This is a genomic window from Nocardia sp. NPDC047654 (genome assembly GCF_043205035.1).
Lineage (GTDB): Bacteria > Actinomycetota > Actinomycetes > Mycobacteriales > Mycobacteriaceae > Nocardia.
The window spans coordinates 303,952-328,037 of record NZ_JBIDDF010000001.1 but is presented as its reverse complement, the minus strand read 5'-3'; the positions used below and the strand labels follow the sequence as shown (position 1 = coordinate 328,037).

23 protein-coding genes are annotated in these 24,086 nt (G+C 69.4%); 7 read left to right on the top strand and 16 right to left on the bottom strand.

All coding sequences use genetic code 11. The features are described 5' to 3' along the window. The first annotated feature begins 15 nt into the window (after positions 1 to 15). Positions 16 to 312 (top strand): hypothetical protein, encoded by a 297-nt coding sequence (locus ACGF7Y_RS01495; RefSeq protein WP_393228186.1) that lies wholly within the window; start codon positions 16 to 18, stop codon positions 310 to 312. 177 nt (positions 313 to 489) lie between these two features. Here ACGF7Y_RS01495 and ACGF7Y_RS01490 read toward each other — a convergent pair whose 3' ends face one another. The 3 genes from ACGF7Y_RS01490 to ACGF7Y_RS01480 form a co-directional block, all read right to left on the bottom strand. Then, the gene (locus ACGF7Y_RS01490; RefSeq protein ID WP_393228184.1) at positions 490 to 1,509 is read right to left on the bottom strand and encodes a lysophospholipid acyltransferase family protein; all 1,020 of its coding nucleotides are present in this window, start codon (positions 1,507 to 1,509) and stop codon (positions 490 to 492) included. A gap of 5 nt (positions 1,510 to 1,514) precedes the next feature. Further along, a complete protein-coding gene (locus ACGF7Y_RS01485; RefSeq protein ID WP_393228183.1) occupies positions 1,515 to 2,342 on the bottom strand; it encodes a GNAT family N-acetyltransferase in 828 nt (275 codons plus the stop codon). A 253-nt stretch (positions 2,343 to 2,595) separates the two neighbouring features. Beyond that, a complete protein-coding gene (locus ACGF7Y_RS01480; protein ID WP_393228181.1) occupies positions 2,596 to 3,888 on the bottom strand; it encodes an NAD(P)/FAD-dependent oxidoreductase in 1,293 nt (430 codons plus the stop codon). 112 nt (positions 3,889 to 4,000) lie between these two features. On the opposite strand from ACGF7Y_RS01480, the gene ACGF7Y_RS01475 reads away from it, so the two are divergent. Next, a complete protein-coding gene (locus ACGF7Y_RS01475; RefSeq protein ID WP_393228179.1) occupies positions 4,001 to 4,858 on the top strand; it encodes a LysR substrate-binding domain-containing protein in 858 nt (285 codons plus the stop codon). A gap of 395 nt (positions 4,859 to 5,253) precedes the next feature. Here ACGF7Y_RS01475 and ACGF7Y_RS01470 read toward each other — a convergent pair whose 3' ends face one another. The 3 genes from ACGF7Y_RS01470 to ACGF7Y_RS01460 all read right to left on the bottom strand — a co-directional run bounded on the left by ACGF7Y_RS01470 (position 5,254) and on the right by ACGF7Y_RS01460 (position 8,482). Further along, complete coding sequence (locus ACGF7Y_RS01470; RefSeq protein WP_393228177.1) at positions 5,254 to 6,309, bottom strand: 5-methyltetrahydropteroyltriglutamate--homocysteine methyltransferase; 1,056 nt, start codon at positions 6,307 to 6,309, stop codon at positions 5,254 to 5,256. 393 nt (positions 6,310 to 6,702) lie between these two features. Next, positions 6,703 to 7,659 (bottom strand): electron transfer flavoprotein subunit alpha/FixB family protein, encoded by a 957-nt coding sequence (locus ACGF7Y_RS01465; RefSeq protein ID WP_040868613.1) that lies wholly within the window; start codon positions 7,657 to 7,659, stop codon positions 6,703 to 6,705. 37 nt (positions 7,660 to 7,696) lie between these two features. Next, on the bottom strand, positions 7,697 to 8,482 hold the full coding sequence (locus ACGF7Y_RS01460; protein ID WP_393228175.1) for an electron transfer flavoprotein subunit beta/FixA family protein: 786 nt from the start codon (positions 8,480 to 8,482) through the stop codon (positions 7,697 to 7,699). 264 nt (positions 8,483 to 8,746) lie between these two features. On the opposite strand from ACGF7Y_RS01460, the gene ACGF7Y_RS01455 reads away from it, so the two are divergent. The 3 genes from ACGF7Y_RS01455 to ACGF7Y_RS01445 are packed head-to-tail and all read left to right on the top strand — an operon-like array spanning position 8,747 to position 12,479. Beyond that, entirely contained in the window at positions 8,747 to 9,565 is an 819-nt protein-coding gene (locus ACGF7Y_RS01455; protein ID WP_393228173.1) for a class I SAM-dependent methyltransferase, read from the top strand. After that, complete coding sequence (locus tag ACGF7Y_RS01450; RefSeq protein WP_393228171.1) at positions 9,562 to 11,229, top strand: 1,4-alpha-glucan branching protein domain-containing protein; 1,668 nt, start codon at positions 9,562 to 9,564, stop codon at positions 11,227 to 11,229. Before ACGF7Y_RS01455 ends, ACGF7Y_RS01450 begins: the two co-directional genes overlap by 4 nt. Then, positions 11,226 to 12,479 (top strand): glycosyltransferase family 4 protein, encoded by a 1,254-nt coding sequence (locus ACGF7Y_RS01445; protein ID WP_062969569.1) that lies wholly within the window; start codon positions 11,226 to 11,228, stop codon positions 12,477 to 12,479. Before ACGF7Y_RS01450 ends, ACGF7Y_RS01445 begins: the two co-directional genes overlap by 4 nt. An 11-nt stretch (positions 12,480 to 12,490) precedes the next feature. Here the strand turns inward: ACGF7Y_RS01445 and ACGF7Y_RS01440 are convergent, their stop codons facing one another. Together ACGF7Y_RS01440 and ACGF7Y_RS01435 are read right to left on the bottom strand one after the other, a co-directional pair. Further along, positions 12,491 to 13,036, bottom strand: a complete 546-nt coding sequence (locus tag ACGF7Y_RS01440) for a DUF1697 domain-containing protein (protein ID WP_393228168.1) — start codon at positions 13,034 to 13,036, stop codon at positions 12,491 to 12,493. Between the two features lie 232 nt (positions 13,037 to 13,268). After that, complete coding sequence (locus tag ACGF7Y_RS01435) at positions 13,269 to 14,018, bottom strand: acyltransferase (protein WP_063048586.1); 750 nt, start codon at positions 14,016 to 14,018, stop codon at positions 13,269 to 13,271. 232 nt (positions 14,019 to 14,250) lie between these two features. Here ACGF7Y_RS01435 and ACGF7Y_RS01430 point away from each other — a divergent pair, with 232 nt between their 5' ends. Continuing rightward, positions 14,251 to 15,552 (top strand): PQQ-binding-like beta-propeller repeat protein, encoded by a 1,302-nt coding sequence (locus ACGF7Y_RS01430; RefSeq protein ID WP_393228166.1) that lies wholly within the window; start codon positions 14,251 to 14,253, stop codon positions 15,550 to 15,552. A gap of 63 nt (positions 15,553 to 15,615) precedes the next feature. Further along, positions 15,616 to 16,164 carry a hypothetical protein gene (locus ACGF7Y_RS01425; protein WP_393228164.1) on the top strand — a complete coding sequence of 183 codons (549 nt, stop codon included), beginning with the start codon at positions 15,616 to 15,618 and terminating at the stop codon, positions 16,162 to 16,164. A 20-nt stretch (positions 16,165 to 16,184) separates the two neighbouring features. On the opposite strand, the gene ACGF7Y_RS01420 is transcribed toward ACGF7Y_RS01425, so the two are convergent. The 8 genes from ACGF7Y_RS01420 to serB all read right to left on the bottom strand — a co-directional run bounded on the left by ACGF7Y_RS01420 (position 16,185) and on the right by serB (position 24,034). Continuing rightward, positions 16,185 to 17,408, bottom strand: coding sequence for a class I SAM-dependent methyltransferase (locus ACGF7Y_RS01420; RefSeq protein ID WP_393228162.1), 1,224 nt, complete (start codon positions 17,406 to 17,408; stop codon positions 16,185 to 16,187). Positions 17,409 to 17,691: 283 nt separating this feature from the next. Then, positions 17,692 to 18,669 (bottom strand): methyltransferase domain-containing protein, encoded by a 978-nt coding sequence (locus tag ACGF7Y_RS01415; RefSeq protein ID WP_393228160.1) that lies wholly within the window; start codon positions 18,667 to 18,669, stop codon positions 17,692 to 17,694. Between the two features lie 37 nt (positions 18,670 to 18,706). Next, entirely contained in the window at positions 18,707 to 19,483 is a 777-nt protein-coding gene (locus tag ACGF7Y_RS01410) for an enoyl-CoA hydratase-related protein (protein ID WP_393228158.1), read from the bottom strand. Between the two features lie 130 nt (positions 19,484 to 19,613). Next, positions 19,614 to 20,384 (bottom strand): NUDIX hydrolase, encoded by a 771-nt coding sequence (locus ACGF7Y_RS01405; protein ID WP_357958004.1) that lies wholly within the window; start codon positions 20,382 to 20,384, stop codon positions 19,614 to 19,616. Between the two features lie 106 nt (positions 20,385 to 20,490). Further along, positions 20,491 to 21,324, bottom strand: a complete 834-nt coding sequence (locus ACGF7Y_RS01400; protein WP_063048592.1) for an ABC transporter ATP-binding protein — start codon at positions 21,322 to 21,324, stop codon at positions 20,491 to 20,493. Positions 21,325 to 21,464: 140 nt separating this feature from the next. Then, a complete protein-coding gene (locus ACGF7Y_RS01395) occupies positions 21,465 to 22,292 on the bottom strand; it encodes an aminoacyl-tRNA hydrolase (RefSeq protein ID WP_393228155.1) in 828 nt (275 codons plus the stop codon). Beyond that, positions 22,292 to 22,714, bottom strand: a complete 423-nt coding sequence (locus tag ACGF7Y_RS01390; protein ID WP_393228153.1) for a protease inhibitor I42 family protein — start codon at positions 22,712 to 22,714, stop codon at positions 22,292 to 22,294. Before ACGF7Y_RS01390 ends, ACGF7Y_RS01395 begins: the two co-directional genes overlap by 1 nt. 102 nt (positions 22,715 to 22,816) lie before the next feature. Continuing rightward, positions 22,817 to 24,034: a phosphoserine phosphatase SerB gene (gene serB / locus ACGF7Y_RS01385; protein ID WP_393228151.1), complete on the bottom strand. Its 1,218-nt coding sequence runs from the start codon at positions 24,032 to 24,034 to the stop codon at positions 22,817 to 22,819. Positions 24,035 to 24,086: the final 52 nt, after the last annotated feature.

Sequence of the window (24,086 nt, the reverse complement as noted above, 5' to 3'; positions counted from 1 at the left end):
TCGAGAGGTCAAAAGTTGGGAATCGCGATAGTTATCCAAAATCAAGTACACCAGAAGATCGAAACGATTACCGGAAGACCGTCGGAGACTCTCGAAAAGATGATTTGGGATGCTCCGACAGGATCGATGATGTGGGCTATTCACGGGCACGCGGACACGATGTTCAATACTACTCAGCTGAATGTCTTTCTGGACGAAATCGCGGCACTCTCACCGAGAGACGACAGCGAAAAGGAGCTGTTCTCCGTGTTGCGCAACGCTGCGGAAACCGCCATCCGCCAGCGCGGATATCTGTGGTTCAGCGGAGACTGAGATCGACATGGCCATGAGCGCGGTGACGAATGACCGGTCCGGCCCGAAGAACAGCCACGGGCGAACTGTGACGGCGCCGGGATCACTTCGATCGGCCTTGCGGGCAGGTCTGCGAACACCGTGTCGAAGAGGTCCGGGAGACGCGCCAAGGGCCACCGCCCACTGCCGCAGCGGCGCCTACCGGCCGACCGCGGTACCGCGGCGACCGCGCAACATGCGCCGCGGACGGCGCACCTCCGGGGCGTCGGCCGCGAGCGACGGATCCTGCACCCGCGTGTGTCCGGCCTCGATCCACTCCGTCGCTTCGCGCGCCCCACGGCGCGACAGCGCGGCACCGCGGACGGCGGCCTCGCAGCGGCGGGCCAGCTCGCGCCGGTCCGTGCCGGGCTCCAGCACCGGTTCCAGCACCACCTCGGCGACCATCCCGCGCGACCGCAGCACCCGCCGCGCGGAAGAGGCGAACGTGTCGATGCCGACGAACGCGGGCACCGTGCACGGCACGCCGTGCCGGTCCAGGTACCGCAATCGCACCGGCTGCACGGGGGCGCCGGTGTCCACGGCCGCTTGGAACAGCGCGGAACGCATGGTGCCGTAAGCGCGGCCGCACCAGGTGGTGCCCTCGGGGAAGACGCCGATCCGCTCGCCCGCGGCCAGTCGCGCTCCCACCGCGGCCACCACGCCGGGCAGCTGCCGCAGGCTCTCGCGCTCGATCGGGATCACCCGCATCAGTGTGGCGAGCTTGCCGATCAGCGGCCAGTCCACCATGTCCGCGCGGGCCACGAAGCCGAGTGGCTGCACCGAGGCCAGCGCGACGATGTCGGTCCAGCCGATGTGCCCGGTGACGACCAGCACGCCATGGCCCGCCGTCCCGAAGCCCGCGGCTGTGAGCGCGGCGTCGCCCTCATCGACGACACCGCGCTCGTGCACGACCCCTCGGTTGTCGACGATCCGCAGCCGCATGCCCAGCGAACCGAGCAGCAGGCGAGCGTAGCGGCGCTGCAACGGCACGCGCTTGCCCCGTGGTGTCACCGCGTTCACGAACGGGAAGCTGAGCAGCAGTCCGGCGACCCCGGCCAACCGGGCGGCCACCCGCGCCGGTCCGACCCCATCGATCGAATCCAGGCAGCCGGTCCCGCAGGGGCTCGACGGCATCCAAGCGTGTGCGGTGGACATCGCGGGCGGCGCGTCGAAAACCACGGTCCTCACCGTCCCCCATCGAGCGACGCGGCCGCGTCTTGTAGTCGGTCGAGGTAACGCTTGTTGATGGTGTCCAACCCGAGCAGCACGACGAAGTCGGCGACCGCGAAATCGGGATCGTGAGCGGGTTCGCCGCACACCTCCGCGCCCAGCCGCAGGTACCCGCGCACCAGCGGGGGCAGCTTCGGCCGGGACGGCGGCGTCAGTTCGTCCAGGGACTTGCCGTCGACGATCACCGGGTTGTGCGGGTGCACCCGGCGCTCCGGGTCGGAGGCGTGCCTGCCGAGCAGCATGTCGCGCACGCCACGCACGTTCACCCCGGGCGGGTCGGCCGGGGTGTCCTGCATCGGCACCGACACGCAGCCCATCACCCACTCGTAGCCGGTGAGCTGGATGTAGTGCAGGATGCCCGCCCACATGAGCGTGAGCACCGAGCCGTTGCGGTGGTCGGGCACCACGCAGGCGCGGCCCATCTCGACGATCCGCATCCCCTCCGGATCCAATTGGGCGAGATCGAATTCCGTCGCCGTGTAATACCCGCCCGCGGCGGCGACTCTGTCCGGCGGCAACATCCGGTAGCAGCCGACGAACTCGCCGCTGGCGTCGTCGCGCACCAGCATGTGGTCGCAGTGCTCGTCGAATCGGTCGGCGTCCAGGCCGGTTCCGGCGTCCGGGATCCGGAAGCCCGGCTCGTTCGCGAACACGTTGTAGCGCAGGCGCTGTGCGGCGACACGGTGGTCGCGGTCGGAGGAGACCACCAGCGAGTAGCGCGACCGCCCCTCCCCGGAGTCCGTCGCTCGAGCCGGGGCTGTCAACACGGACGAAATAGTCATATCCATGATGAAGCCAGTCCGACAATGCGCCTCAGCGACCTCGAAGTGTCGCCGCGATGCCGGTTGGGTTAACGAGACGGCGGTCACACCGAGCGTTCACCGAACGGTTCCACCGTGTTCGTCCATCGGCATCGCAAACGCTTCCGACATGCGGTTTGTCGCGCGGGTCGCCGTTTTCGGCCGGCACGCCGCACACCGGGCATCGCGCCGCTTCCGGCTGGAAGCAGCGCGATTCGTCAGGTGCGGGAAGTACTCAGGCCGCGCGGCTTTCCGACGCGCGTACCGTCGGCGCGGTCGTCTCCTCTTCGGCGAAACCGGGACGTCCGGTGCCGATGAACGCGACCAACCACGAGGCGACCGCCGCGAAGCGGTTGCGGAAGCCGACCAGATAGAACAAGTGCACCGCGAGCCATATGACCCAGGCGACGACGCCACGGAAGGTGATGCGCTCGTTGAGCTTCGTCACGGCGCTGAACCGGCTGATCACCGCCATGCTGCCCTTGTCCCAGTAGGTGAACGGGGTGCCGGGCTGCTTCTTGCGGCGGATGATGTCGGCGGCGTGCCTGCCCTCCTGCATGGCGACCGGAGACTGGCCGGGGTAGCCGTTGAGCGAGGTCATGTCGCCGATGGCGTAGATGTCGGCGTAACCGCCGACGGTGAGGTCCGGGTTGATCAGCAGCCGGCCCGCCCGGTCGGTCGCCACGCCCGTGGCCTCGGCCAGGATCTTCGCGAACCCGCCCGCCTGCACGCCCGCCGACCAGACCACCGTCTCCGCCGCGATGCCGTGCTCGACGCCGTCGGCGCCCTTGACCGTGACCTTGCCGTGCTCGATGTCGGTGACGAAGGTGCCGAGCAGCACATCCACGCCGCTGCGCGTGAGCGACTTCTTCGCGTACTCCGACAGCCCGCCCCCGAACGGCGGAAGCACCTCGCCCGCGCCCTCCACGAGCGTGACCGAAACCTCCTGATGGTAATACCGTTTCGCCAGCTCCTTCAGCTGTCCCGCCACCTCGACGCCGGTCGCCCCGGCACCGACCACGACGAAGCTCAGCAGCCTGCGCCTGGTCTGCTCGTCGGCCTGCGCGGCTTCGGTGAAGACGCGCTGGATCTGCGCGCGCAGCCGCCGCGCGTCATCGATGGTCTTGAGCGAGAAGGTCTTCTCGGCGAAATCGTCCCGGCCGAAGTAGGACTGGCTGGCCCCGGTGGCCGCGATCAGCGAGCCGTAACGGATGCGGTGGCGCTCGCCCTCGTGCTCGTAGGTGAGGACGGCCCGGTCGGGATCGATGTCGACCACCGTGCCAAGGCGCACGTCCGCCTCGCGATGGCGGCGCAGAATGCCCGCGATCGGCGGCGCGATCTCATCCGATGCGAGCACACCGGTCGCTACCTGGTACAACAGCGGTTGGAACAGATGCTCGGGCGTGCTGGAGATCAGCACATAGTCCACCCCCGACTTGGCCAGCTGCTTGGCGGCGGCGAGCCCGCCGAACCCCGATCCGACAATGACGACACCCGCGGTTTCGATTCCCGCTTCCACGTACTGCATGACAGCCTCCTTCTCTCATTACCAACCGCGATCCGGAGGACGGATATTTCAGGTGTGTGGGCGCATAATTCAGATGAGTCTTATCTCGATTCGTAATTAATAGGAGGTCGCTGTGGAACTTCGGCAGCTCACCTACTTCGTCGCGGTGTGCGAGGAGCTCAGCTTCAGCGGCGCCGCGGCGCGGTGCTTCATCTCGCAGTCGGCGATCAGCCACCAGATCTCCCGGCTCGAGCGCGACCTCGGCGTGCAACTGTTCGAGCGCTCGACCCGCTCGGTCGTCCCCACCGACGCGACCGCCCGGCTACTTCCCCTGGCGAAACAGATGCTGAGCCTGGAATCGGCGATCCGGGCCGCCGTGCGAACGGTGGGGCCGCGCATCCGGCTGGCCGCGAACATGTCCTTCGCCACCCGCTCGCTGTCGGCCATCGCGGGAGCGCGCGCCGCGCATCCGGAGGCGGAGATCGAGTTCGTGATCAAACCCTTCCGTCAGCGCATCACCGCGGTGGCCGACGGGGACTGTGATCTGGCGCTCATTCGCGGCCGCGTCGACCAGCCGGGCCTCGTGGTGGAGCAACTCTGGGTCGAGGACCTCGTGATCGCCACCTCCAGCGCGCATCCGCTGGCGACCAAAGACACGGTGACCCTGGCGGACCTGAGTTCGTACCCGCTGCTTCTGCCGCCAGAGCAGGAACAAGTCCTGCTGCACACCGTGATCCGCAACGCCTTCGCCGAACTGCCCACCGGCCCCACGTTCGGACCGCCGATCCCGCCCGATCATACGGCGACGATGGAGTTGATCAACCGGCCCGACGCGTGGACGGTCCTGTACGCCGAGAGCACCACCGAAGGACTGGTGGTGCTGCGGCTGGCCGAGTCCAAACTGCGCATCCCCGTGTCAGCGGTCCTGCGCGCCGACGCCCGGCGATCACCGATCCTGGACACCCTGCTCTTGGCGCTGCACCGCTGCTGAGCACGATCATTCGTCAGCGGGCCGTTCATCGCCGCGAGACGTCGGCGGCGAGCGGTCCCCTGCTCCGGTTACGGAACCGGCGACATGGTCCACAGCGACGATCGATGCCGAGTCGATCGAGCGGGGCAGCGTGCTCGCACAACGCTCAGGGAAGCGGAGTGAATCCGATTCCGATCGGGTTCGGTCCTTGCGCTGCGATGTCGTCGAGAATTCCGTGATTCCGGTGAACCGGAACGGTGCTCACGGCTCGAGCGGATCGATCGACCTCGCGCGAGCCCGTGAACTGCTGCCGACCCCATTGTGCGTCGGCGGCATCTCATTCCGAGCCTGCCCACCCGATCGAGAACGGCCCCGAGGGGTTGCCGGGGCCGTTCAACCGAGTCCAGGTGCGCGAATCAGACACCCAATTCCGTGGCCGCCAGCGCCGTGCCCTCGATGCGCGCACGGATCTTTGCGAACGCGGTCTCCCGTGAGGTGGAGGTGTCGTCGGCGAACGGCGAGAAACCGCAGTCGTCGCAGGTGCCCAACCGTTCGACCGGCAGGAAGCGAGCGGCGAGCAGCACCCGGTCACGCACCTGTTCGGGTGTCTCGACCTGCGGATCGATCGGGTCGGTGACGCCGATGAACACGCGCGCCGTGGCGGGCAGGTGTTCGGCGACCACGGCCAGCACCTTCTCCGGGTCGGGCTCGCTGGCGAACTGGAGGTAGAACGCGCCCACTCGCAGTTGCAGCAACTTCGGCAGCAAATCGACGTAGTCCACGTCCAGGCTGTGCGTGGAGTCCTGGTCGCCGCCAGGGCAGGTGTGCACGCCGATCCTGGCCCGCTCCTCGTCCGAGAACCGGTCGAGCACAGTGTTGTTCAGCTCGATGAACTGGTCGAGCACACCGCCGCTGGGATCCAGCTTCAGCGAGAGCCGCCCTTCGGTGAAGTCGAGCTGCACCAGGTGCGCCCCCGCCTCCAGACAGCCGCGGATGTCGGCCTCGGCCGCGTCCGCGAGATCGGCGAGGAACTGCTCGCGCGGATAACCCTCGATGCCCTCGGCCGGATACAGCAGGCTCAGCGCCGACGGCGCGATGACGGCCTGCTTCACCGGAACGGTGGCGTACTGCTGTGCGTCGCGCAGATAGTCCGCCGCGTGCGCGGCATAACGGAACGGGCCGGAGGCCAGCCGGGGAAGCTGTCTTTGGTGCCCGTCGGCGAACGGGATGACCGCCCCGTCCGGGGCCAAATTGTCCAGCCCGGCGATCGGATAGGTGGCGAAGCTCGGCTTGGACTGCTCGCCGTCGGTGACGACGGGAGAGCCGAGTTCCTCCAGACGGCGGACGGTCTCGGCGACCGCGCTGCGCTGGAGTTCGGCGAGTGCGGCGGCGTCGCCGGAATCGTTGGCCATAGCGGCCAGCAGATCGTGAGGTCGAGGGATGCTACCGATCGGTTCCGTTGGGATGCTCACCGGCCGAGTGTACGTCCGGGAGCTGTGGTTTCGACGCGAAATCGATTGCGGCGGAATTTCATTCGCATCGATCACGAATTCCGTCCGACGCACCTCGAGAATTGTCACCATGTCGCGGCGATATTTTCCGAACCACTACACTCACGCAGCCAACGGGATGCCTAGGAATTCGAACGGCCCCGGAGACGAAGTTCGGGCCGTTCGACGGCGTGCCGCGGATCAGTCCTGGTGCGCCTTGACCGCTTCGGTCAGCTGCGGCGCGGCGTTCGATCGATCAGCCACCTGGCGGAGTACTTCACACCCCGACGTCAGTGTTCGCGGTGTAGATAACTCAGAAAACGAAAAGTGGCCCCGACCATTCGGTCGGGGCCACTTTCGATCACTCCGAGCGTGTCAGCCCTTGTGCGACTTGACCGCTTCGGTCAGCTGCGGGGCGACGTTGAACAGGTCGCCCACGATGCCGTAGTCGGCGATCTCGAAGATCGGCGCCTCTTCGTCCTTGTTGACCGCGACGATGGTCTTCGAGGTCTGCATGCCCGCGCGGTGCTGGATCGCGCCGGAGATGCCGAGGGCGATGTACAGCTGCGGCGAGACCGTCTTACCGGTCTGGCCGACCTGGAACTGGCCCGGGTAGTAGCCCGAGTCGACGGCGGCGCGCGAAGCGCCGACCGCCGCGCCGAGCGAATCGGCCAGTGCCTCGACGACCGAGAAGTTGTCGGCGGAGCCGACGCCGCGGCCACCGGAGACCACGATGCCCGCCTCGGTGAGTTCCGGACGGTCACCGGCCACGACCGGCTCCCGCGAGGTCACCTTGACCACGCCGTCTTCCTGCGCGGGCACCTCGACGGTCACCTTCTCGCCCGCGCCGGCCTGCGCCGAGGCCTCGACGGCGCCCGGACGGACCGAGATCACCGGAACATCGCCGGTGACCTTGGCGTCGACGGTGAACGCGCCACCGAAGATGGAGTGCACCGCGGTGCCGTCGGACTTCACGTCGATGACGTCGACCAGCAGGCCGGAGCCGATGCGGGCGGCCAGGCGACCCGACACCTCCTTGCCTTCGGCGGTGGCGGCGACGATCACGGCGGCGGGCGAGACCGACTCGGTCAGCGCGGCCAGCACGTCGACCTTCGGGGTCACCAGGTAGTTCTCCACATCGTCGGACTCGGCGATGTAGATCTTCTCGGCGCCCGCGGCGGCCAGCGCGTCGGCGAGCTTCTCGCCGGTGCCAGCCGTGCCGAGCACGACGGCGGCGGGCTCGCCGAGAGCGCGAGCCGCGGTGAGCAGTTCGGTGCTGACCTTCTTGATCGCACCCTCGGCGTGCTCGACGAGCACGAGTACTTCAGCCATTTGTTCTCTCCTAGGAAGTCTGCAGGCGCTACCGAGATCAGATGATCTTCTGGCCGATCAGGTACTGAGCGATCTTGCTGCCGCCGTCGCCCTCGTCCGCGATCTTCTCGCCCGCGGTGCGCGGAGGCTTCGGCGTGGCCGCGGTGACGGTGGAGCCCGCGTTCGCGACGCCCACGGTCGACGGGTCGACGCCCAGATCGGCCAGCGTGAAGGTCTGCACTTCCTTCTTCTTCGCGGCCATGATGCCCTTGAAGGACGGGAAGCGCGGCTCGTTGATCTTCTCGGTGACGCTGACGATGGCCGGGAGGGAGGCCTCCAGCTTGAACACGCCGTCGTCGGTCTCGCGCTCGCCGGTGATCTTGTCACCGTCGACGGTCAGCTTGCGCAGGTGCGTCAGCTGCGGGAGGCCGAGGTATTCGGCGATGATCGCGGGCACGGCGCCGGCGCGACCGTCGGTGGCCTCGTTGCCCGCGATGACCAGCTCGACACCCTCGACCTGGCCGAGCGCACTGGCCAGCACCCAGGCCGTCTGCACGGCGTCGGAGCCGTGGATGGCCGGGTCGTTGATGTGGATGGCCTTGTCGGCGCCCATGGACAGCGCCTTGCGAATGGCCTCGGTGGCGCGGTCGGGACCGGCGGCCAGCACGGTGACCTCACCGCCCTGGGCTTCCTTGATCAGCAGCGCTTCTTCGACGGCACGCTCGTTGATCTCGTCGAGGACGGCGTCGGCGGCCTCGCGATCGAGCGTGTAGTCACCGTCGGTGAGTTTGCGCTCCGACCATGTGTCGGGAACCTGCTTGATGAGTACGACGATGTTCGGCATCGGTCTTCGTCGACCTCCTGTTCTGGTTACACGTAAATGGTGGTCGCACGAGCTGCGCCGTACGCCCGGGTGGGTGGCTCAGGCCGTGACATTACCTTACGTTAAGTTACCCGTGGGTAACTTAGTGGCTTCTCTCTCACAAGTGGGTACCACGCGTTACAGTGCCCCGGTTCGGCGACCCCGGGTCCGGCCTGCCCGAGCCGCCCTTCCGGGCCGACCGGGTGGGGTGTTTCCCGCGGATGCGGTGCCAGTAACGTCGGAGTGATGAGCGAGGCTGTGATCCCTGCCGCAGTGGGCGACCCGTCCGGCATCTCCGTGGACACCGAGGCCGCCGTCGGCGCCGTCGAACCACTGCCGCTGACCGGCGAGCGCACCGTTCCCGGCATCGCCGAGGAGAACTACTGGTTCCGCAGGCACGAGATCGCCTACGCCCGCCTGCTGGACCGCTGTGCCGGAAAGACCGTGCTGGAGGCGGGTTCCGGCGAGGGCTACGGCGCGGACATGATCGCGGGCGTGGCCACCAAGGTGATCGGCGTGGACTACGACACCAGCGCCGTCGAGCACGTGCGCGCGCGCTACCCCCGCGTGGAGATGATCCAGGGCAACCTCGCCGAACTGCCGCTGGAGGACGCCTCGGTCGACGTCGTGGTGAACTTCCAAGTGATCGAACACCTTTGGGACCAGTCCCAGTTCCTGCGCGAGTGCCTGCGGGTGCTGCGTCCCGGCGGCGAGCTGCTGATCAGCACGCCCAACCGGATCACCTTCTCCCCCGGTCGCGACACTCCGCTCAACCCGTTCCACACCAGGGAACTGAACGCGGCCGAGCTGACCGAATTGCTGGTCGACGCCGGTTTCGAAGTCGCGCAGATGATCGGCGTGCACCACGGTCCCGGCCTGAAAGCGTTGGACGCCAAGCACGGCGGGTCGTTCATCGACGCGCAGATCGAACGGGCGCTGGCGGGCGAACCGTGGCCGGCGGAACTGACCGCGGACGTCGCGAGCGTCACGGTGGACGATTTCGCGCTGGTCGCCGCGGACATCGACGCGAGTCTGGATCTGGTCGCCATCGCGGTGAAGCCTTGACCGATCGCAGTACCGTGCCCGGCGGGCACGCCGCAAGCCCGGTGCCGGGCCAGTTCACCTTGGTCCTGCACTCCCACCTGCCCTGGCTGGCCCATCACGGCCGCTGGCCGGTCGGCGAGGAATGGCTCTACCAGTCCTGGGCAGCGTCCTACCTGCCCCTCGTCGAGGTACTGCGAACCCTTGCGGCCGAAGGACGTTCGCATCTGCTCAGCCTCGGCATCACGCCGGTGCTCGCGGCCCAGCTGGACGACCCGCACTGCCTGGCGGGCATGCACCACTGGCTGGGCAACTGGCAGCTGCGCGCCGACGAAGCCGCCATGGCGGGCAATGTCGCGCTGGGCAGGCACGAACATCGGCTGGCCGCCGCCGCCCTGGCCGAGTTCGAACAGCACTGGCGGCACGGCGCGGCGCCGGTCTGGCGGGCGCTCATCGACGCGGAGACCATCGAACTGCTCGGCGGCCCGCTGGCCCACCCGTTCCAGCCGCTGCTGGATCCGCGGATGCGCCGGTTCCAGCTCACCGAGGGCCTCGCCGACGCACGGCACCGCTGGGGTCACACACCGACGGGCATCTGGGCGCCGGAATGCGGATACACGCCCGGTATGGAGGTCGGCTACGCCGACGCCGGTGTGACGCATTTCATGGTCGACGGTCCCGCGCTGCGCGGCGACACGACGCTCGGACGTCCGGTGCGGGATTCCGACGTGGTCGCGTTCGGCCGCGATCTGCAGGTGAGTTACCGGGTCTGGTCCCCGAAATCCGGCTACCCGGGCCACGGCGCCTACCGTGACTTTCATCACTATGACCATGCGACGGGTCTCAAACCCGCGCGGGTCACCGGCAAGACCGTGGCAGGCCCGGACAAGGCTCCCTACGATCCGGAACTGGCCGTCGCGGCCGTGGCGCGGGACGTGGACGACTTCGTGCGGACCGTGCGCGAACGGTTGATCGCCGAGTCCGACCGGATCGGCCGGCCCGCCCTGGTCGTCGCCGCGTTCGACACCGAACTGTTCGGCCACTGGTGGCACGAGGGTCCGCAGTGGCTGGCGCAGGTGTTGCGCGCGCTGCCGGAAGCGGGCGTCACGGTGGGCACCCTGGCCGACGCGCGAACACGCGGCTACCTGGGCGAACCGGTTCCACTGACCGACTCGTCCTGGGGTTCGGGCAAGGACTGGCGGGTGTGGGCAGGCGAGCAGGTGCGTGATCTGGTCGAGCTCAACGACGACATCGTACGGCTGACCCTGGACACCATCGACAAGATGCGCGCCGCGCAGGGCGGCGCACTCGGGCTGCGCGATCACGTCGCCGATCAACTGCTGCGCGAGGCGATCCTCACCGTCTCCAGCGACTGGGCGTTCATGGTGAGCAAGGACTCCGCCGCGGGTTACGCGCGCGACCGGGCGCACCGGCACGCCCACGCGGTCCGGGAAATCGCCGCGGCCGTCGGGGCGGGCCAACTCGCGAAAGCACGGCAGTTGGCGGCAGGATGGGGGGCAGCTGACGGACTCTTCCCCGGCGTGGACGCGCGACGACTCACCTCCGCGGGGTCCGTACCCAGCGCCACCGGGGCAGTATCCGCCGCCGTGCCAGGACCGGGCTCCGCCACCGCGGACCACGGGCCGGTTCCGGCGGACCCGGGCTCGGCCGCAGAAGGACTTGCATGAAGATTTTGATGGTGTCGTGGGAGTACCCGCCGGTTGTGGTGGGCGGGCTCGGCAGGCACGTGCATCACCTCGCCGTCGAACTGGCCGCGGCCGGTCACGAGGTGGTCGTGCTGTCCCGGCGCCCCTCCGGCACCGACGCCGCTACCCATCCCACGCACTCCTACATCGCCGACGGCGTGCTGGTGGTGGCGGTCGCGGAGGACCCGCCGGTCTTCGACTTCGGCGAGGACATGCTCGCCTGGACATTGGCCATGGGACACGCGATGGTGCGCGCGGGCGTCGCGCTCGGCAAGCCGGGCATCGGGGACGGCTGGACGCCCGACGTGGTGCACGCGCACGACTGGCTGGTCGCCCACCCCGGCATCGCCCTGGCCGAGTACTACGACGTACCGCTGGTGTCGACCATCCACGCCACCGAGGCGGGCCGGCACAGCGGCTGGGTCGCGGGCAAGGTCAACAAGCAGGTGCACTCGGTGGAGTGGTGGCTTGCCAACGAGTCCGACGCGCTGATCACCTGTTCGTCGTCCATGCAGGACGAGGTCGAACGGCTCTACGGTCCGGAGCGGATCCCGATGACGGTGATCCGCAACGGAATCGATGTGGGCGCGTGGACCTTCCGCCCGCGCTCGCCGCGCAGCGGTCCGCCCCGGTTGCTGTACGTGGGCAGGCTCGAGTACGAGAAGGGCGTGCAGGACGCGATCGCCGCTCTGCCTCGCATCCGCCGCGCCCATCCCGGCACCACCCTGACCGTCGCGGGCGTCGGCACCCAGTTCGAGTGGTTGCGCGAGCGCGCCCGGGTGCACCGCGTGGCCCGTGCGGTGACCTTCGCCGGTCAGCTCGACCACTCCGAACTGCTCGGCTGGCTGCACGGCGCCGACGCGATCGTGCTGCCCAGCCGGTACGAACCCTTCGGCATCGTCGCGCTCGAGGCGGCCGCGGCGGGCACCCCGCTGATCACCTCGACGGCGGGCGGCCTGGGCGAGGCGGTGATCGACGGCGTCACCGGCGCCTCGTTCGCGCCCGCGGACGTCGACGGCTTGGTCGAGGCGGTCCGCGCCACCCTCGACGACCCCGCCGCCGCGCAGCAGCGGGCCTACGCCGCCCGCGAACGGCTCACCGCCGATTTCGCGTGGGACGTGGTGGCCGCGGAGACCGCCCAGGTGTACCACTCGGCCAAGCGGCGGGTGCGCAACCCGCTGGGCCGCCCCTCGATCGTGGAACGTCCGCTGCCGGAACGCGATCCGAAGTAATCCCGGCCCGGCTAGGCCGCGAGCTTCTTGACGATGCGCTCGACGGTGAGCCAGGTGCGAGTGGTGATGTCCTTGCCGTACGTCTTCTCCAGCCACGCCATGAAGTCCGGCGTCTTGCCCGGCTCGCTGTTGTCGATGATCGCGAGGAAGGCGCGCGCGGCCTCGTCGTAGCCGACGACCCGGGTGAGCGGATCGGGGTGCTCGGGCAGGCTGGCCGGCGGCTCGGCGGTGTCCTTGAGGAACGTCGCGATCAGGTACGTGCCCCGCCCGTGGGTCAGACCGTGGAACGGGTCGGTATCGAGTAGCGCACGCAGTTCGTCGTGGCTGCGGATGATCGTGCCGCCGCCGATCCCCAGCTCCCGGATCAGCGCCTGCTGGATGCGATCCTCGAGCTCGGGCACGTCGGACTCCGCGGTGTGGAACACGATATTGCCGCTGGCCAGTACCGAACCGACGCCTTCGAAGCCGAGCGATTCGAAAACCCCGCGCAATTTGGCGTTGCTCATGTTCGGATTGCTCGGCATGATCCCGCGCAACAGCGCGGCGTAGGCAGTCATAGCGCCGAACCTACTCGCCCGCACCGACGAATCAGGGCCTCGAACGGGCAGCCTCGGGTCTCCGCTCGGATCGGAGGTGCGGGCGTGGGGAACCCGAGCAGGCGACGCTCCTCCAGCGGCAGCCGCGCACGGCTCGGGCGACGAACTCCGCGGATGAACGGGCGCTCAGGCGCGACTGCGTAGACCCTCGACGGCCCTGAGGTGAGGCCGCCGTGACTCGCCCGGCTACCCGTCAGGCGGTCTGCGTGGCCCCGTTCTTCTTGCGGGCGATGTCCTCGAGCGCGGCGAGGTATTCCGCACGCTGTTCGGCGCCCGCCTCCCAGGCCGCCTTGCGGTTCTTGACGACCTTGGCCGGTGCGCCGACGGCGATGCTGTAGTCCGGGATCTCACCCTTGACCACGGCGTGCGCGCCGAGCACGCAGCCGCGGCCGACGCTGGTCTCGCGCAGCACGGTGACCTTGGCGGCGATCCAGGTGTCGGGGCCGATGCGCACCGGGCTCTTCACGATCCCCTGGTCCTTGATCGGAACGTTGATGTCGTCCATCTTGTGGTCGAAGTCGCAGATGTAGCACCAGTCGGCGACCAAGGTCGATTCCCCGATCTCGATGTCGAGATAGGTGTTCACGACGTTGTCCTTGCCGAACACCACCTTGTCACCGATGCGCAGCGAACCCTCGTGGCAGCGGATCGCGTTGCCGTCGCCGATGTGCACCCAGCGGCCGATCTCCATGCGGGCCAGTTCGGGGGTGGCGTGGATTTCCACGCGGCGGCCCAGGAAGACCATGCCGCGCAGCACGATGTGCGGGTTCGCCAGGCGGAACTTGAACAGCCGGTAATAGCGCACCAGATACCAGGGCGTGTACGCCCGGTTCGCGAGCACCCAGCGCAGCGACGCCGGCGTCAGGAAACGCGCCTGCTGCGGATCCCGGCGGCGCGATCCCCGCCAGCGCGAGCGCAACGGTGCGCCCCACATGCTCGTCACGAACGGTTCTCCTGTCGTGGTCCTACCGGCCGTCGCGCGCCTCGGCGGCGACGGATAGAGCCTATCGCCCGCGGTGAGCACCACGACGAGCACCCGCGACGAGAACGCCGGGACGCGTTCACCCGCGCGCGGGCCTCCCGTACAGTGACTCGTGCGCCGGAGACGGCGACGGCGAACGCCAACGACGACAGGAGTGCGGCAGGTGCGAAGCGGCGGCGTACTGGCTACTTCCATGTGGCGACCGTCCCGGAAACGTGCCGCGGCCGCGCTGGCCGCGGTCGGCGCGCTGGCATTGGCCGGGTGCGGCACCGATTACGACGACATCACCGTCGGCACCGGCAAAGGCTGGACCGCCGCCTATCACGACGGCCACAACAGCGGCACCGGTCCGGTCACCGGATCGCGGGAGCTCGAGCTGAGTTGGCAGCGGCCGGTCGGCGGCCCGATCGCCCAGCCGATCACGCTGGGGCCCGACAGTCAGCTGTTCGTCACCACCCGCCTGCAGAACTGCTCGATCTTCTCCTTCCAGATGGCCACCGGCCGCAAACGGTTCTGCAACGCCTTGGGCCCGAGCGCGATCTCCGCGCCCTCGTCGGTCGACGGGATGACCAACGTCTACGTCGGCGACGACAGCCGGGTGATCTCGTTCAACTACCTGGGGCAGCCGCGGTGGGCCACGCCCGTCGCGGGAACACCGGCCTCGGTGCAGTTCACCGGTGACGGAAAGCTGCTGATCGTCACGCGATCCGGGCAGGTCGACGTGCTGTCGAGGCAGACAGGCGACCGGACGGTGCCGACGGTGCAGTTGCTCGGCGAACCGGACTTCCTCGTGCACGCGGGCCTCAGCTGGCCCGACGCGAGCCAGGGCCTGGACGACTGCGCCACCGGCGGGCCGCAGTGCCCCGTCGCGACCACCTCCGCCGTCGACGCCGACAGTGGCCGCTTCTACGTGACGCTCTGGCAGCCGGGGCGGCCCGCGGCGGCCGTGGTCGCGTTGCGCTACACCGGCGAGAAGCTCGTGCGGGAGTGGAGCGCCGAACTGCTGCTCGGCGGCAGCGCGACCAGCCCGGCCCTGTCCGCCGACGGCGCCACCCTCTACGTGGGCGACAACAACAACCGCCTGATCGCCTTGGACACCGCCGACGGGCGAACCAAGTGGGTCCACCGGCTGGACTGGACGCCGCGCGGGGGCATCTCGGTGTCGGACGACGGCCTGATCATCCCCTCCGGCGACGACGGCTACCTGCTCGGACTGCGTGACAACGGCGACGCGGTGGAAACCGTCTGGGAGCGCAAGGATCTGGCGCTGCGCGGCTCCGCGGCGCAGACCGCGGGCGACACCGGCTACGCCGTCGCGGCGATCGGCGACGGCCTGAACCTCGTCACCTTCGACACGCAGACCGGGGCCACCGTCGACTCCGATGTGCTGCCGGGCGCGAAGGGCGCCACCACCGGCACGTCGGTCGGCGCGAAGGGCGAGGTCGTGGTCGCCACCCGCATCGGCGAGATCTTCGCGTTCGCGCCGGAGAAGTAAGCACCGTCGGTTCTCTCACCCGCTCGTACGCCGTGTGGGTTTTCGGCTGACCCGGACCGCGAAGTGGCGAATGGAATCGCTACCGCGGCGTGCGCCGGCACGGTCGACGGGCGTCCGGTGGCAGCGTCGCAGAGCCGGGCCGCGACAACCACACCGGCGCCGGTCGCCGACGAGCCGTTCCAGGAACACGCCGTCGATGACGAGTGTGTTCTGAGCGGGGCGGAAATCAGTGCGCTGGCGCAGGTGAGCCTCGGCGATGGGCACGACACCAAGACCAAGCGCGACGACGGTTCCTACGGCCGAAGCTGCACCTACCACCTCACCGCCGGTGGGATTCTGTCCTTCACCGCATCGATCAAAGTGATACGGCCGCAACAGGGTTCGGTGACCGAGGCGACCATCGCGCGGCTGAAGAGTCCGACCACGCGCGAACTCCCCGGGATCGGGCGATCGGTCCTCATCGAAGCGAAGGCCGAGTTCCCGCAAGCTTGGGTCCTCACCGACCGGTTCGTCGTCCGCGTCTTTCTCGTCGGCAGCAATCTGTCCGCCCCGCCGACAGACCAACGGTGGGCCTCCGCGGCGAGACTCGTCGTCGCGAAACTCCCGGCGTAGCGCGCGACGCAGCCGGATCGTCACGGGGTGGAACAGAGGAAGACCGTCGCGGCACGGCCGATTCGTGTGATCACCAGCGTGTGCGGTTGAGCGCCACGGAGTTTGAGGCGCGAACGGAGCGCATCGGGGTCGATATCCACGCCTCGCGTGAGGATTTCGAGAGGGCCGCAGTCGCGGCGATGGAGTTCGGCGCGAAGGGATTTCTCGCGGAAGTCCATGCGGTCGAGGATGCGGAAGCCACGCACCCCCTCGGGGACGGTGTCTCCGGTGAGATAGGCGATGCGCGGATCCAATTGCCACAAGCCGTGTTTCGCGGCGTAATGACGGACCAGTCCGGCACGCACGACGGCGCCGTCCGGGTCGATGATCCACTGCCCCGGCGGGCGCTCCTCGATGACGTCGGGTTCGGCATCGGTGATGGTCCACCCGCCGCCCTTGGACGAAAGCACCCTCGCGCGACGGGTTACTCCGGCCTCGGTGAGCCCCGGAGACCACAGGCACGCCTCACGCACCGAGCCGTCGAGCGAGACCACCTCGACCTCACCGGACCAGTCGAGCCGGTCGAAGTCCAGACCGGGAGCGCATTTCACGGCGATATCACGGGCGGCGTAGGCCGCGAGCAGGTCCGGCAGCGGCGGTTGGAGTTTGGCCGGGTCGTGCGTGCGGCGTCCATCGGCGCGCCGGGCCGGGTCGGCGATGATCACGGTGTCGCGACTGCTCGGACGCAGCGCATCCGCCCTGATCAGCATCACATTCCTGGTCAGCTCCGAGGGGCCGGCGGCGGACGTGAGGGAGTCCCGCTCCCCCGCTCCGAGCCGGTGCGCCCCCAGGTTGTGCGCGGCGATCGCCAGCCGCACCTCGTCCAGATCGCTGCCGAGCACCGCCGGGCACACCCGGGCCAGCTCGACGAGTTCGGCTCCGATCGAGCAGGTGACGTCGTGCACCGTCCGCCCGGCCAGCCGGGTGGCCCGCTGCCGTGCCACGAGCGTCGGGGTGGCCTGCTGAAGCGCGTCGTCGGTGAGAAGCCACTGCCCGGCGTCGAGGAGTTTCGCGGCGGCTCTGCGCCGCAATCGCACGGTCTCGATCAGGGCCGCCGCCCGGTCGCCGTGCGCGCGACGCACGAGCTCGAGATCCCGCAGGTGCGTCGCCGGGGTGAGCGCCAGCCGATCCGCCTCGGCCAGCGCGTCCCGGCCGATCGCGCTACCGAGGTACCCGACATCATCACGGGTGAAGCGGTAGCCCACTACCGAGCACCCGCAGTTGTCCGCACCGTGCCGACCAGCCTGGGTCCGGGTGTCGGGACCGTCACCCGAGTTGTCGCGACGGCCCGGCTCGGGTTGCCGGTGCGGGCGATCCCAACGGCGACCTGTTCCCGAATTTCTGTGGCGATCCCGTGAGCCTTGGTCCGGTCACCGTTGCGGTGGCGCCCCATCTCCGGGTTCCGACGCGCAGACGCGGGCCGTCTCACCTGGGCAGCATGGTCGCTGCCCAGGTCGGCGATGCGGTCGCGAGAGGTAGCGCGGCCCACTACTTTCCGGCGGAGTTCGGCTTCACGCCGGTGATCATGGCGTTGTAGAAGAACTGGCGCGGCACCACACGGCGCATGACGTTCTCGTCCACCCAGCTCAACCCCAGCCAAGCGCGGTACATCGCCATCCGGTAGCGCCAGGTGAGCTTCTCGGCGGGCACGGCCGCCTCGAAGGTGCGCACCGGCCAGCCCCACAGCGCGGCCGCGAACTCCTCGGTCTTGGCGGCCACCTCGACGGCGCCCGCCGAGCGGGCCATCGCCTCCAGGGCGCGCGGATCGAAGGTGTGCAGGTCGACGACCGCCTCCAGGGCCGCCGCGCGCGAGGACTCGTCCAGCTCCTCCTGCGGGCGCCGCCAGTCGCTGAGCATCGGCAGCTTGGTGACCGTGGTGGTGGCCTTCCAGGTGATCCGGCCCAGCCAGCGCGCGTAGAAGTTGCCGACCGTGGTCGGCTCACCGGCGAACACGAAGCGGCCGCCCGGCTTGAGCACGCGCAGGCATTCCTTGAGCGCCAGCTCGACGTCGGGGATGTGGTGCAGCACCGCGTGGCCGACCACCAGATCGAAGGTGTCGTCGTCGTAGGGGATGGTCTCCGCGTCGGCGACCCGGCCGTCCACGTCCAGACCGAGGTGCTGCGCGTTGCGCAGCGCGACCTTGACCATGCCCGGCGACAGGTCGGTGACCGAGCCGGACTTCGCCACGCCCGCCTGCATCAGGTTCAGCAGGAAGAAGCCGGTACCGCAGCCCAGTTCCAGCGCCTTGCCGTAAGGCAGTGGCGCGGGACCCACGGCCAAGTCGAACCGGCCGCGCGCGTACTCGATACAGCGCTCGTCATAGGAGATGGACCATTTGTCGTCGTAGGTCTCGGCCTCCCAGTCGTGGTAGAGAACCTGGGCCAGCTTCGTATCCTTGAGCGCTGCTTCGACCTCTGCCTCGGTGGCGTGCGGGTTCGGCGCGGGGTCGTCGGGACGTACCGTCATGGTCGGCAAGCCTACCCAAATCCGCAGTTGACGCCTGCTATCGCCCCACGAATTCCGCCGACCCCGGACCGTCGGTCAGATAGGAACCTGTTCCTATCAGGCGATCTTCCGTCGTGAACAGGGCCGACCACTCCCCACGGGCGCGATCGAGGCCGTGCGGACCTGCTTCGAAGACCGTTTTGGCGGCGGCCAGCGCGCGGGCGGGACCGTCGGTGAACTGGCGTGCCCACCGCATCGCGGCCGTGTACACGTCGTCGGGCGCGACGACCTCGTCGACGAGGCCGAGCGCCTTCGCCTCGTCCGGCTCGATGAAACGACCGGTGTAGACGAGGTCCTTGGCCGGGCCTGGTCCGATCAGCAGGGCGAGCCGACGGATGCCCGCGAGTGGGATCAAGCCCGTCTTGATCTGCGGCAGACCCAGCTTGACGTTGTCACCGATGACGCGGCGGTCCGCGCCCAGCGCCAGCTCCAGCCCACCGCCGAGGCAATAACCGCTGATCGCCGCGACCGTGGGCTGCGGGATTCGGGCCAGGCAACCGAGGTCCTGCTGCAGGTCGGCCGCCATCGCGGCGGCCTGATCACTGCCGAGACCGAACAGTTCGGCCACGTCGTCACCCGCTGAGAACACCCGTTCGTCGCCGTACACGACCACCGCGGCAACGCCCGGGTCGGCGGCGACGGCGTCGGCCGCCTCGGCCAGTTCCCGCACCAGCTGCGCGTTCAGCAGATTCATCGGCGGGCGGGCGAACCGCAGGACGGCCACGCCGCGCGCGGCATCGCCCTCGGGCAGCTCCAGGGTCACGAATTCGGCCATGGCAGGCCACGCTACCGGGTGCGCACCGGCACCAGCGGTCAGGCCCGGCGGCGGCACGCGGCGTTCGCCGGAGGCAAAACGCGCCCACCCTCCACCTGGGGCAGGGGCACTTGTTCGCCCACCCCGCCCGTCAGGGCCGCACGGAACCCTTGAGGCGCCCGGCGTCGGGGAGATCGGCGAAGTAGCGGTGATTGTCCGGGAAGGAGAGCAACTGTCTGCCGTCCGAATCGGCCAGTACCGGCAGAATCGGATCGATCGCCCGCTGCGCCGCCAGGATGTCGGCGGTGGAGTGGAATTCGCCGAGTTCGACCAGTTGTGTCCAGGTCGGCGGCAGCAGCACGTCGGCGCCCGAACGCCAGCGCGCCAGCGCTTCGGCGGGGGTGCTCCACCGCACCTCCGCCGCCTCGGACGTGGCGCCGTCGGCGAGTTGCCCCTCCGGGAGGATGGCGACGAAGAACCGGGTGTCGTAGCGGCGCGGCTCGATGACCGGGGTGATCCAGTTCGCCCACGGCCGTAACAGATCGGCGCGCAGGACGAGTTCCTCCTCGGCGAGGAAGGATGCCAGCGACAATTCCCTGCGCTCCAGCCTGCCGCGCGCGTCACGGTAACCGGTGGTGTCGGAGACGACGCTGTCGGCGGTCGGGCCTGCCAGCAGCACGCCGCACTCCTCGAACGTCTCCCGGACGGCCGCGCAGACCAGCGCCTTGGCCCTGGCCTCGGTGGTGGCGAACCGCTCGGCCCACCACGCGGGCTCGGGCCCGGACCAGGCGATGTCCGCGGTCCCGTCGGACGGGTCGACGCCGCCGCCGGGGAACACGGTCATGCCCGCGGCGAACGCCATGGCGCCGACCCGGCGCTGCAGGAAGATCTCGGGCCCGTCGGCGCCGTCGCGCACCAGCATCACCGTCGACGCGTCTTTGATCGGTTGCTGAGAGTCTGCCTGCGGTTCTTTCTCACTCACCCCTGCACCCTAACGCGCGCTTGGTGAGCGACGAAGACCGTCCGAGTCAGCGGGTGCGGTGCCGGCCCGCGCGACGCGAGCGGCGCGCGAAGTAACGTCCGTCGACTCGATCCAGCGCGATCGATTGACGGAAGGCGTCGCTGAGGTTCTCCGAGGTGAGCACGTCGGACAGCAGTCCCTGCGCGACCACTTCGCCCTCGTTGAGCAGCAGGCCGTGGGTGAAACCGGGGGGAATCTCCTCCACGTGATGGGTGACGAGCACGATCGCGGGGGCGTCCGGGTCGGCGGCGAGATCGCCGAGCCGCTCCACCAGTTCCTCGCGGCCGCCCAGGTCCAGGCCCGCCGCCGGTTCGTCGAGCAGCAGCAGCTCGGGATCGGTCATCAGCGCGCGGGCGATGAGCACCCGTTTGCGCTCGCCCTCCGACAGCGTGCCGTAGGTGCGGTCCGAGAGATGTTCGGCTCCGAGGCTTTCCAGCATGTCGATGGCGCGGTCGGTGTCCACCTCGTCGTAGCGCTCCCGCCAGCGGCCGAGCACCGCGTAGCCCGCGGACACCACCAGGTCGCTGACCTTCTCATCGATCGGAACCCGGCTGGCCACCGCGGCCGAGGACAGGCCGATGCGCGGACGCAACTCGTTGATGTCCACCTTTCCGATCCGCTCCCCGAGCAGATGGGCGACACCCGCGGTGGGGTGCATCTCGGCGGCGGCCATCCGCAGCAGCGAGGTCTTGCCCGCGCCGTTGGGGCCGAGGACAACCCAGCGTTCGTCGAGTTCGACCTGCCAGGTGACCGGACCGACGAGAGTATGGCCCGAGCGGCGGACGGTCACGTCGGTGAAATCGATGAGCAGATCGGGATCCGGTTGCGGCACGCGCTCCATCTTGGCCCACCTGAGGGGACACTTGCCAACGCGGGGAGGGAAAACCGATCCGGTCGGTCGGATCTACGCCGGAACGCCGCCGTCACGGCCACGTCGGCCGCCGCACCGACACGCCCGCGACGGGGTCGCCGCAGGAGGTTTCACCAGGATCGGGCGGGCACCGCGATCACCGTCATCGAGCCGGGCGCCACTTCGGTGAATCCGGCGTCGCGCACGGCGACCGCACCGCCCTCGGCCACTTGCCCGGCCAGCGACGCCCAGCGCGGCGGGTCGGCTTCGCGCACCGCGCACCTGAAGCCCAGTTCCGCCCAGCGCAGCGCGTGCTCGACCGGCAGCGCGCCGGCCAGCAGCATGCTCGCGTGACCCACCTGCGCGGCCGTCTTGCCCAGCGTCATCCCCAGCGCGGCGTTCACCCACAGCACCGGCAGGAGCGGATCGGGCGGCCCGGGAGCGTCGTGCTCGAGATCGGTGCCGCCGATTTGCAGACGCTTGATCCGCGGATCGACCTCGCCCACCGGTCCGGGGACCAACGCGCGCGCCTGCGCGCCGTCGATCTCGACGGTGACGCCCGGCACCGCGCAGGTCGCCTGCCACTGTGCGCCGCGCGCACGCCGGGCCACCTTGCGAATGCGCGACCGCTTCCATGCGAGATACGGCTGTTCCCACTCGCCGCCGGGCCCGACCCGCTCGTCCAGGCACAGCGCCACCGCCGCGGCCGCGGCCGCGGCCAGCAGCGCGCTGCGCGGGGGCGGATCGGCCTTGGGCAGGTGCAGGACCATCTGCATCGCTTGCACCATGGCGGGGTCGTCCGGATCGCCCGCGCCGTGGTAGCCGCGCGCCAGCTCCGCATGCCGGGCATGGAATGTCGCGAATTCCGATGTCGCGGCGGCGAGGTCAGATGGCGGGGCGGCCGTGTAATTCTCTGCGCCGCGCGCGACTTCGGCGCCGCATTCCGGAATGCGCGTCATCACTGCACCTCGATCGTCAACGAAAACGTCCGGGCCGGCGCCAAGCCCTGGTCCCACGGACGCGTGTACTCCAACTTCAACGGGGTGACCCCGGCCGCGACTCCGACGAAGTTCCATACGGCGGTGCCACCCGCGCCCGGCGCGACCGGCACGGCCGGATCGGGCTCGTAATCCGCCTCGCCGTCCTGCCGCACCGCGGACGAATCCAGCCGCGCGACACTCCAGGAGTATCCGGTCGACGGGTTGGCCGGCAGGGCGACCACGAGACGCTGTCCGACCAGCAGCCGCCGCTGCCGCCCGTCGTCGGCATCACCAACCCGCACAACAGGTTTCGCGTCCTCGGCCGGATGGGTCTCGCGCGAGTCGTTGCCGCACCCCACCACCGTCGAACAGAGCAGCAGAACCAGCAGGGACTTGCGCACCTGTCCTCCGATCGGCGAATGATCAACTCGCAGCGAGCCTACCGAGCGGCGAACTGCGCAGCGGCAGCCCGCGAGTCGTCCGAGTGCTCGGTTCCGGACCGCTCACCCCAGCGGAACGCGGCGCAGCAGGCCGTCCCTGGCGTCGGCGGCCTCCACCTCGTGCCGGGTGACCCCGAGGATGAACAGGACGGCGTCCAGGTACGGATGCGAGAGCGCGGCGTCGGCGACCTCGCGCAGCGCGGGCTTGGCGTTGAAGGCGACCCCGAGCCCGGCGGCGTTGAGCATGTCGATGTCGTTGGCGCCGTCACCCACGGCGACGGTCTGTTCCATCGGTACCCCGGCCTCGGCCGCGAACTTGCGCAGCGCGGTCGCCTTGGCCGCACGGTCGACGATCTCGCCCACGACGCGGCCGGTCAGCTTGCCGTCGATGACCTCCAGCGTGTTCGCCTGCACGAAGTCCAGCTCCAGTTCGTGCGCCAGCGGCTCGATCACCTGCCGGAAGCCGCCCGACACCACGCCGCAGCGGAAACCGATCCGGCGCAGGGTGCGAATGGTCGTCCGCGCGCCGGGGGTCAGCTCGATCCGGTCGGCCACTTCCTCGATCACCGACTCGTCCAGCCCGGCCAGCGTCGCGACCCGCTGCCGCAGCGATTCGGCGAAGTCGATCTCCCCGCGCATCGCGGCCTCGGTGACCTTGCGGACCTCGTCCTCGACGCCCGCGTGCGCCGCGAGCATCTCGATGACCTCGCCCTGGATCAGCGTCGAGTCGACGTCGAACACGATCAGTCGCTTGCCCCGGCGGGCCAGCCCGGCCCGCTCCACGGCGACGTCCACCTGCTCGGCCACGGCGACCTCGGCCAGCGCCGTACGCAGCCGCGAGTCGGTGTCCGGACCGGAGTCGGTCGCGGTGACCAGCAGCTCCATGCCGGTCACCGGGTAGTCGGCGATACCGCGGATGGTGTCGATATTGGCGCCCAAGGTGGCCAGTTGCCGTGACACCGCGCTGAACGCCCGCGCGGTGACCGGGCTCCCGAGGATCACCACCGCGTGCGTGGACATCGGCTGCCTGCCGATCGCCGCGTCCACCTCGACGTCGACGTGCATGCCGACGGTGTTCATGGCCTCTTCGAGTTCGTCCTGCAACGCCTCGGCGTCGGTCGGGCAGGTGACCAGGACGCCCAGGGTCAGCCTGCCCCGGATCACGACCTGCTCCACGTCCAGCAGGCTCACGTGGTGCCGGGACATGGCCGCGAGCAGCACGGAGGTCACACCGGGACGGTCGGGTCCGGTGACGGTGACGAGGACGGTGGTGTCGGCCAACTGATGCGCTCCATGTTCGATGTTCGCCGTCGCTGTGCTGGACGTCGTTGTC

What these genes read in the sequence shown, in the direction of transcription:
- ACGF7Y_RS01480 (WP_393228181.1), bottom strand. Translation starts at nt 3,888, where the DNA reads ATGCAGTACGTGGAAGCGGGAATCGAAACCGCGGGTGTCGTCATTGTC.
- ACGF7Y_RS01455 (WP_393228173.1), top strand. Translation starts at nt 8,747, where the DNA reads ATGAGCGAGGCTGTGATCCCTGCCGCAGTGGGCGACCCGTCCGGCATC.
- ACGF7Y_RS01395 (WP_393228155.1), bottom strand. Translation starts at nt 22,292, where the DNA reads ATGACGCGCATTCCGGAATGCGGCGCCGAAGTCGCGCGCGGCGCAGAG.
- ACGF7Y_RS01440 (WP_393228168.1), bottom strand. Translation starts at nt 13,036, where the DNA reads ATGACTGCCTACGCCGCGCTGTTGCGCGGGATCATGCCGAGCAATCCG.
- ACGF7Y_RS01400 (WP_063048592.1), bottom strand. Translation starts at nt 21,324, where the DNA reads ATGGAGCGCGTGCCGCAACCGGATCCCGATCTGCTCATCGATTTCACC.
- ACGF7Y_RS01405 (WP_357958004.1), bottom strand. Translation starts at nt 20,384, where the DNA reads ATGCTGGTGCGCGACGGCGCCGACGGGCCCGAGATCTTCCTGCAGCGC.
- ACGF7Y_RS01460 (WP_393228175.1), bottom strand. Translation starts at nt 8,482, where the DNA reads ATGCCGAACATCGTCGTACTCATCAAGCAGGTTCCCGACACATGGTCG.
- ACGF7Y_RS01445 (WP_062969569.1), top strand. Translation starts at nt 11,226, where the DNA reads ATGAAGATTTTGATGGTGTCGTGGGAGTACCCGCCGGTTGTGGTGGGC.
- ACGF7Y_RS01465 (WP_040868613.1), bottom strand. Translation starts at nt 7,659, where the DNA reads ATGGCTGAAGTACTCGTGCTCGTCGAGCACGCCGAGGGTGCGATCAAG.
- ACGF7Y_RS01415 (WP_393228160.1), bottom strand. Translation starts at nt 18,669, where the DNA reads ATGACGGTACGTCCCGACGACCCCGCGCCGAACCCGCACGCCACCGAG.
- ACGF7Y_RS01410 (WP_393228158.1), bottom strand. Translation starts at nt 19,483, where the DNA reads ATGGCCGAATTCGTGACCCTGGAGCTGCCCGAGGGCGATGCCGCGCGC.
- ACGF7Y_RS01485 (WP_393228183.1), bottom strand. Translation starts at nt 2,342, where the DNA reads ATGACTATTTCGTCCGTGTTGACAGCCCCGGCTCGAGCGACGGACTCC.
- ACGF7Y_RS01430 (WP_393228166.1), top strand. Translation starts at nt 14,251, where the DNA reads ATGTGGCGACCGTCCCGGAAACGTGCCGCGGCCGCGCTGGCCGCGGTC.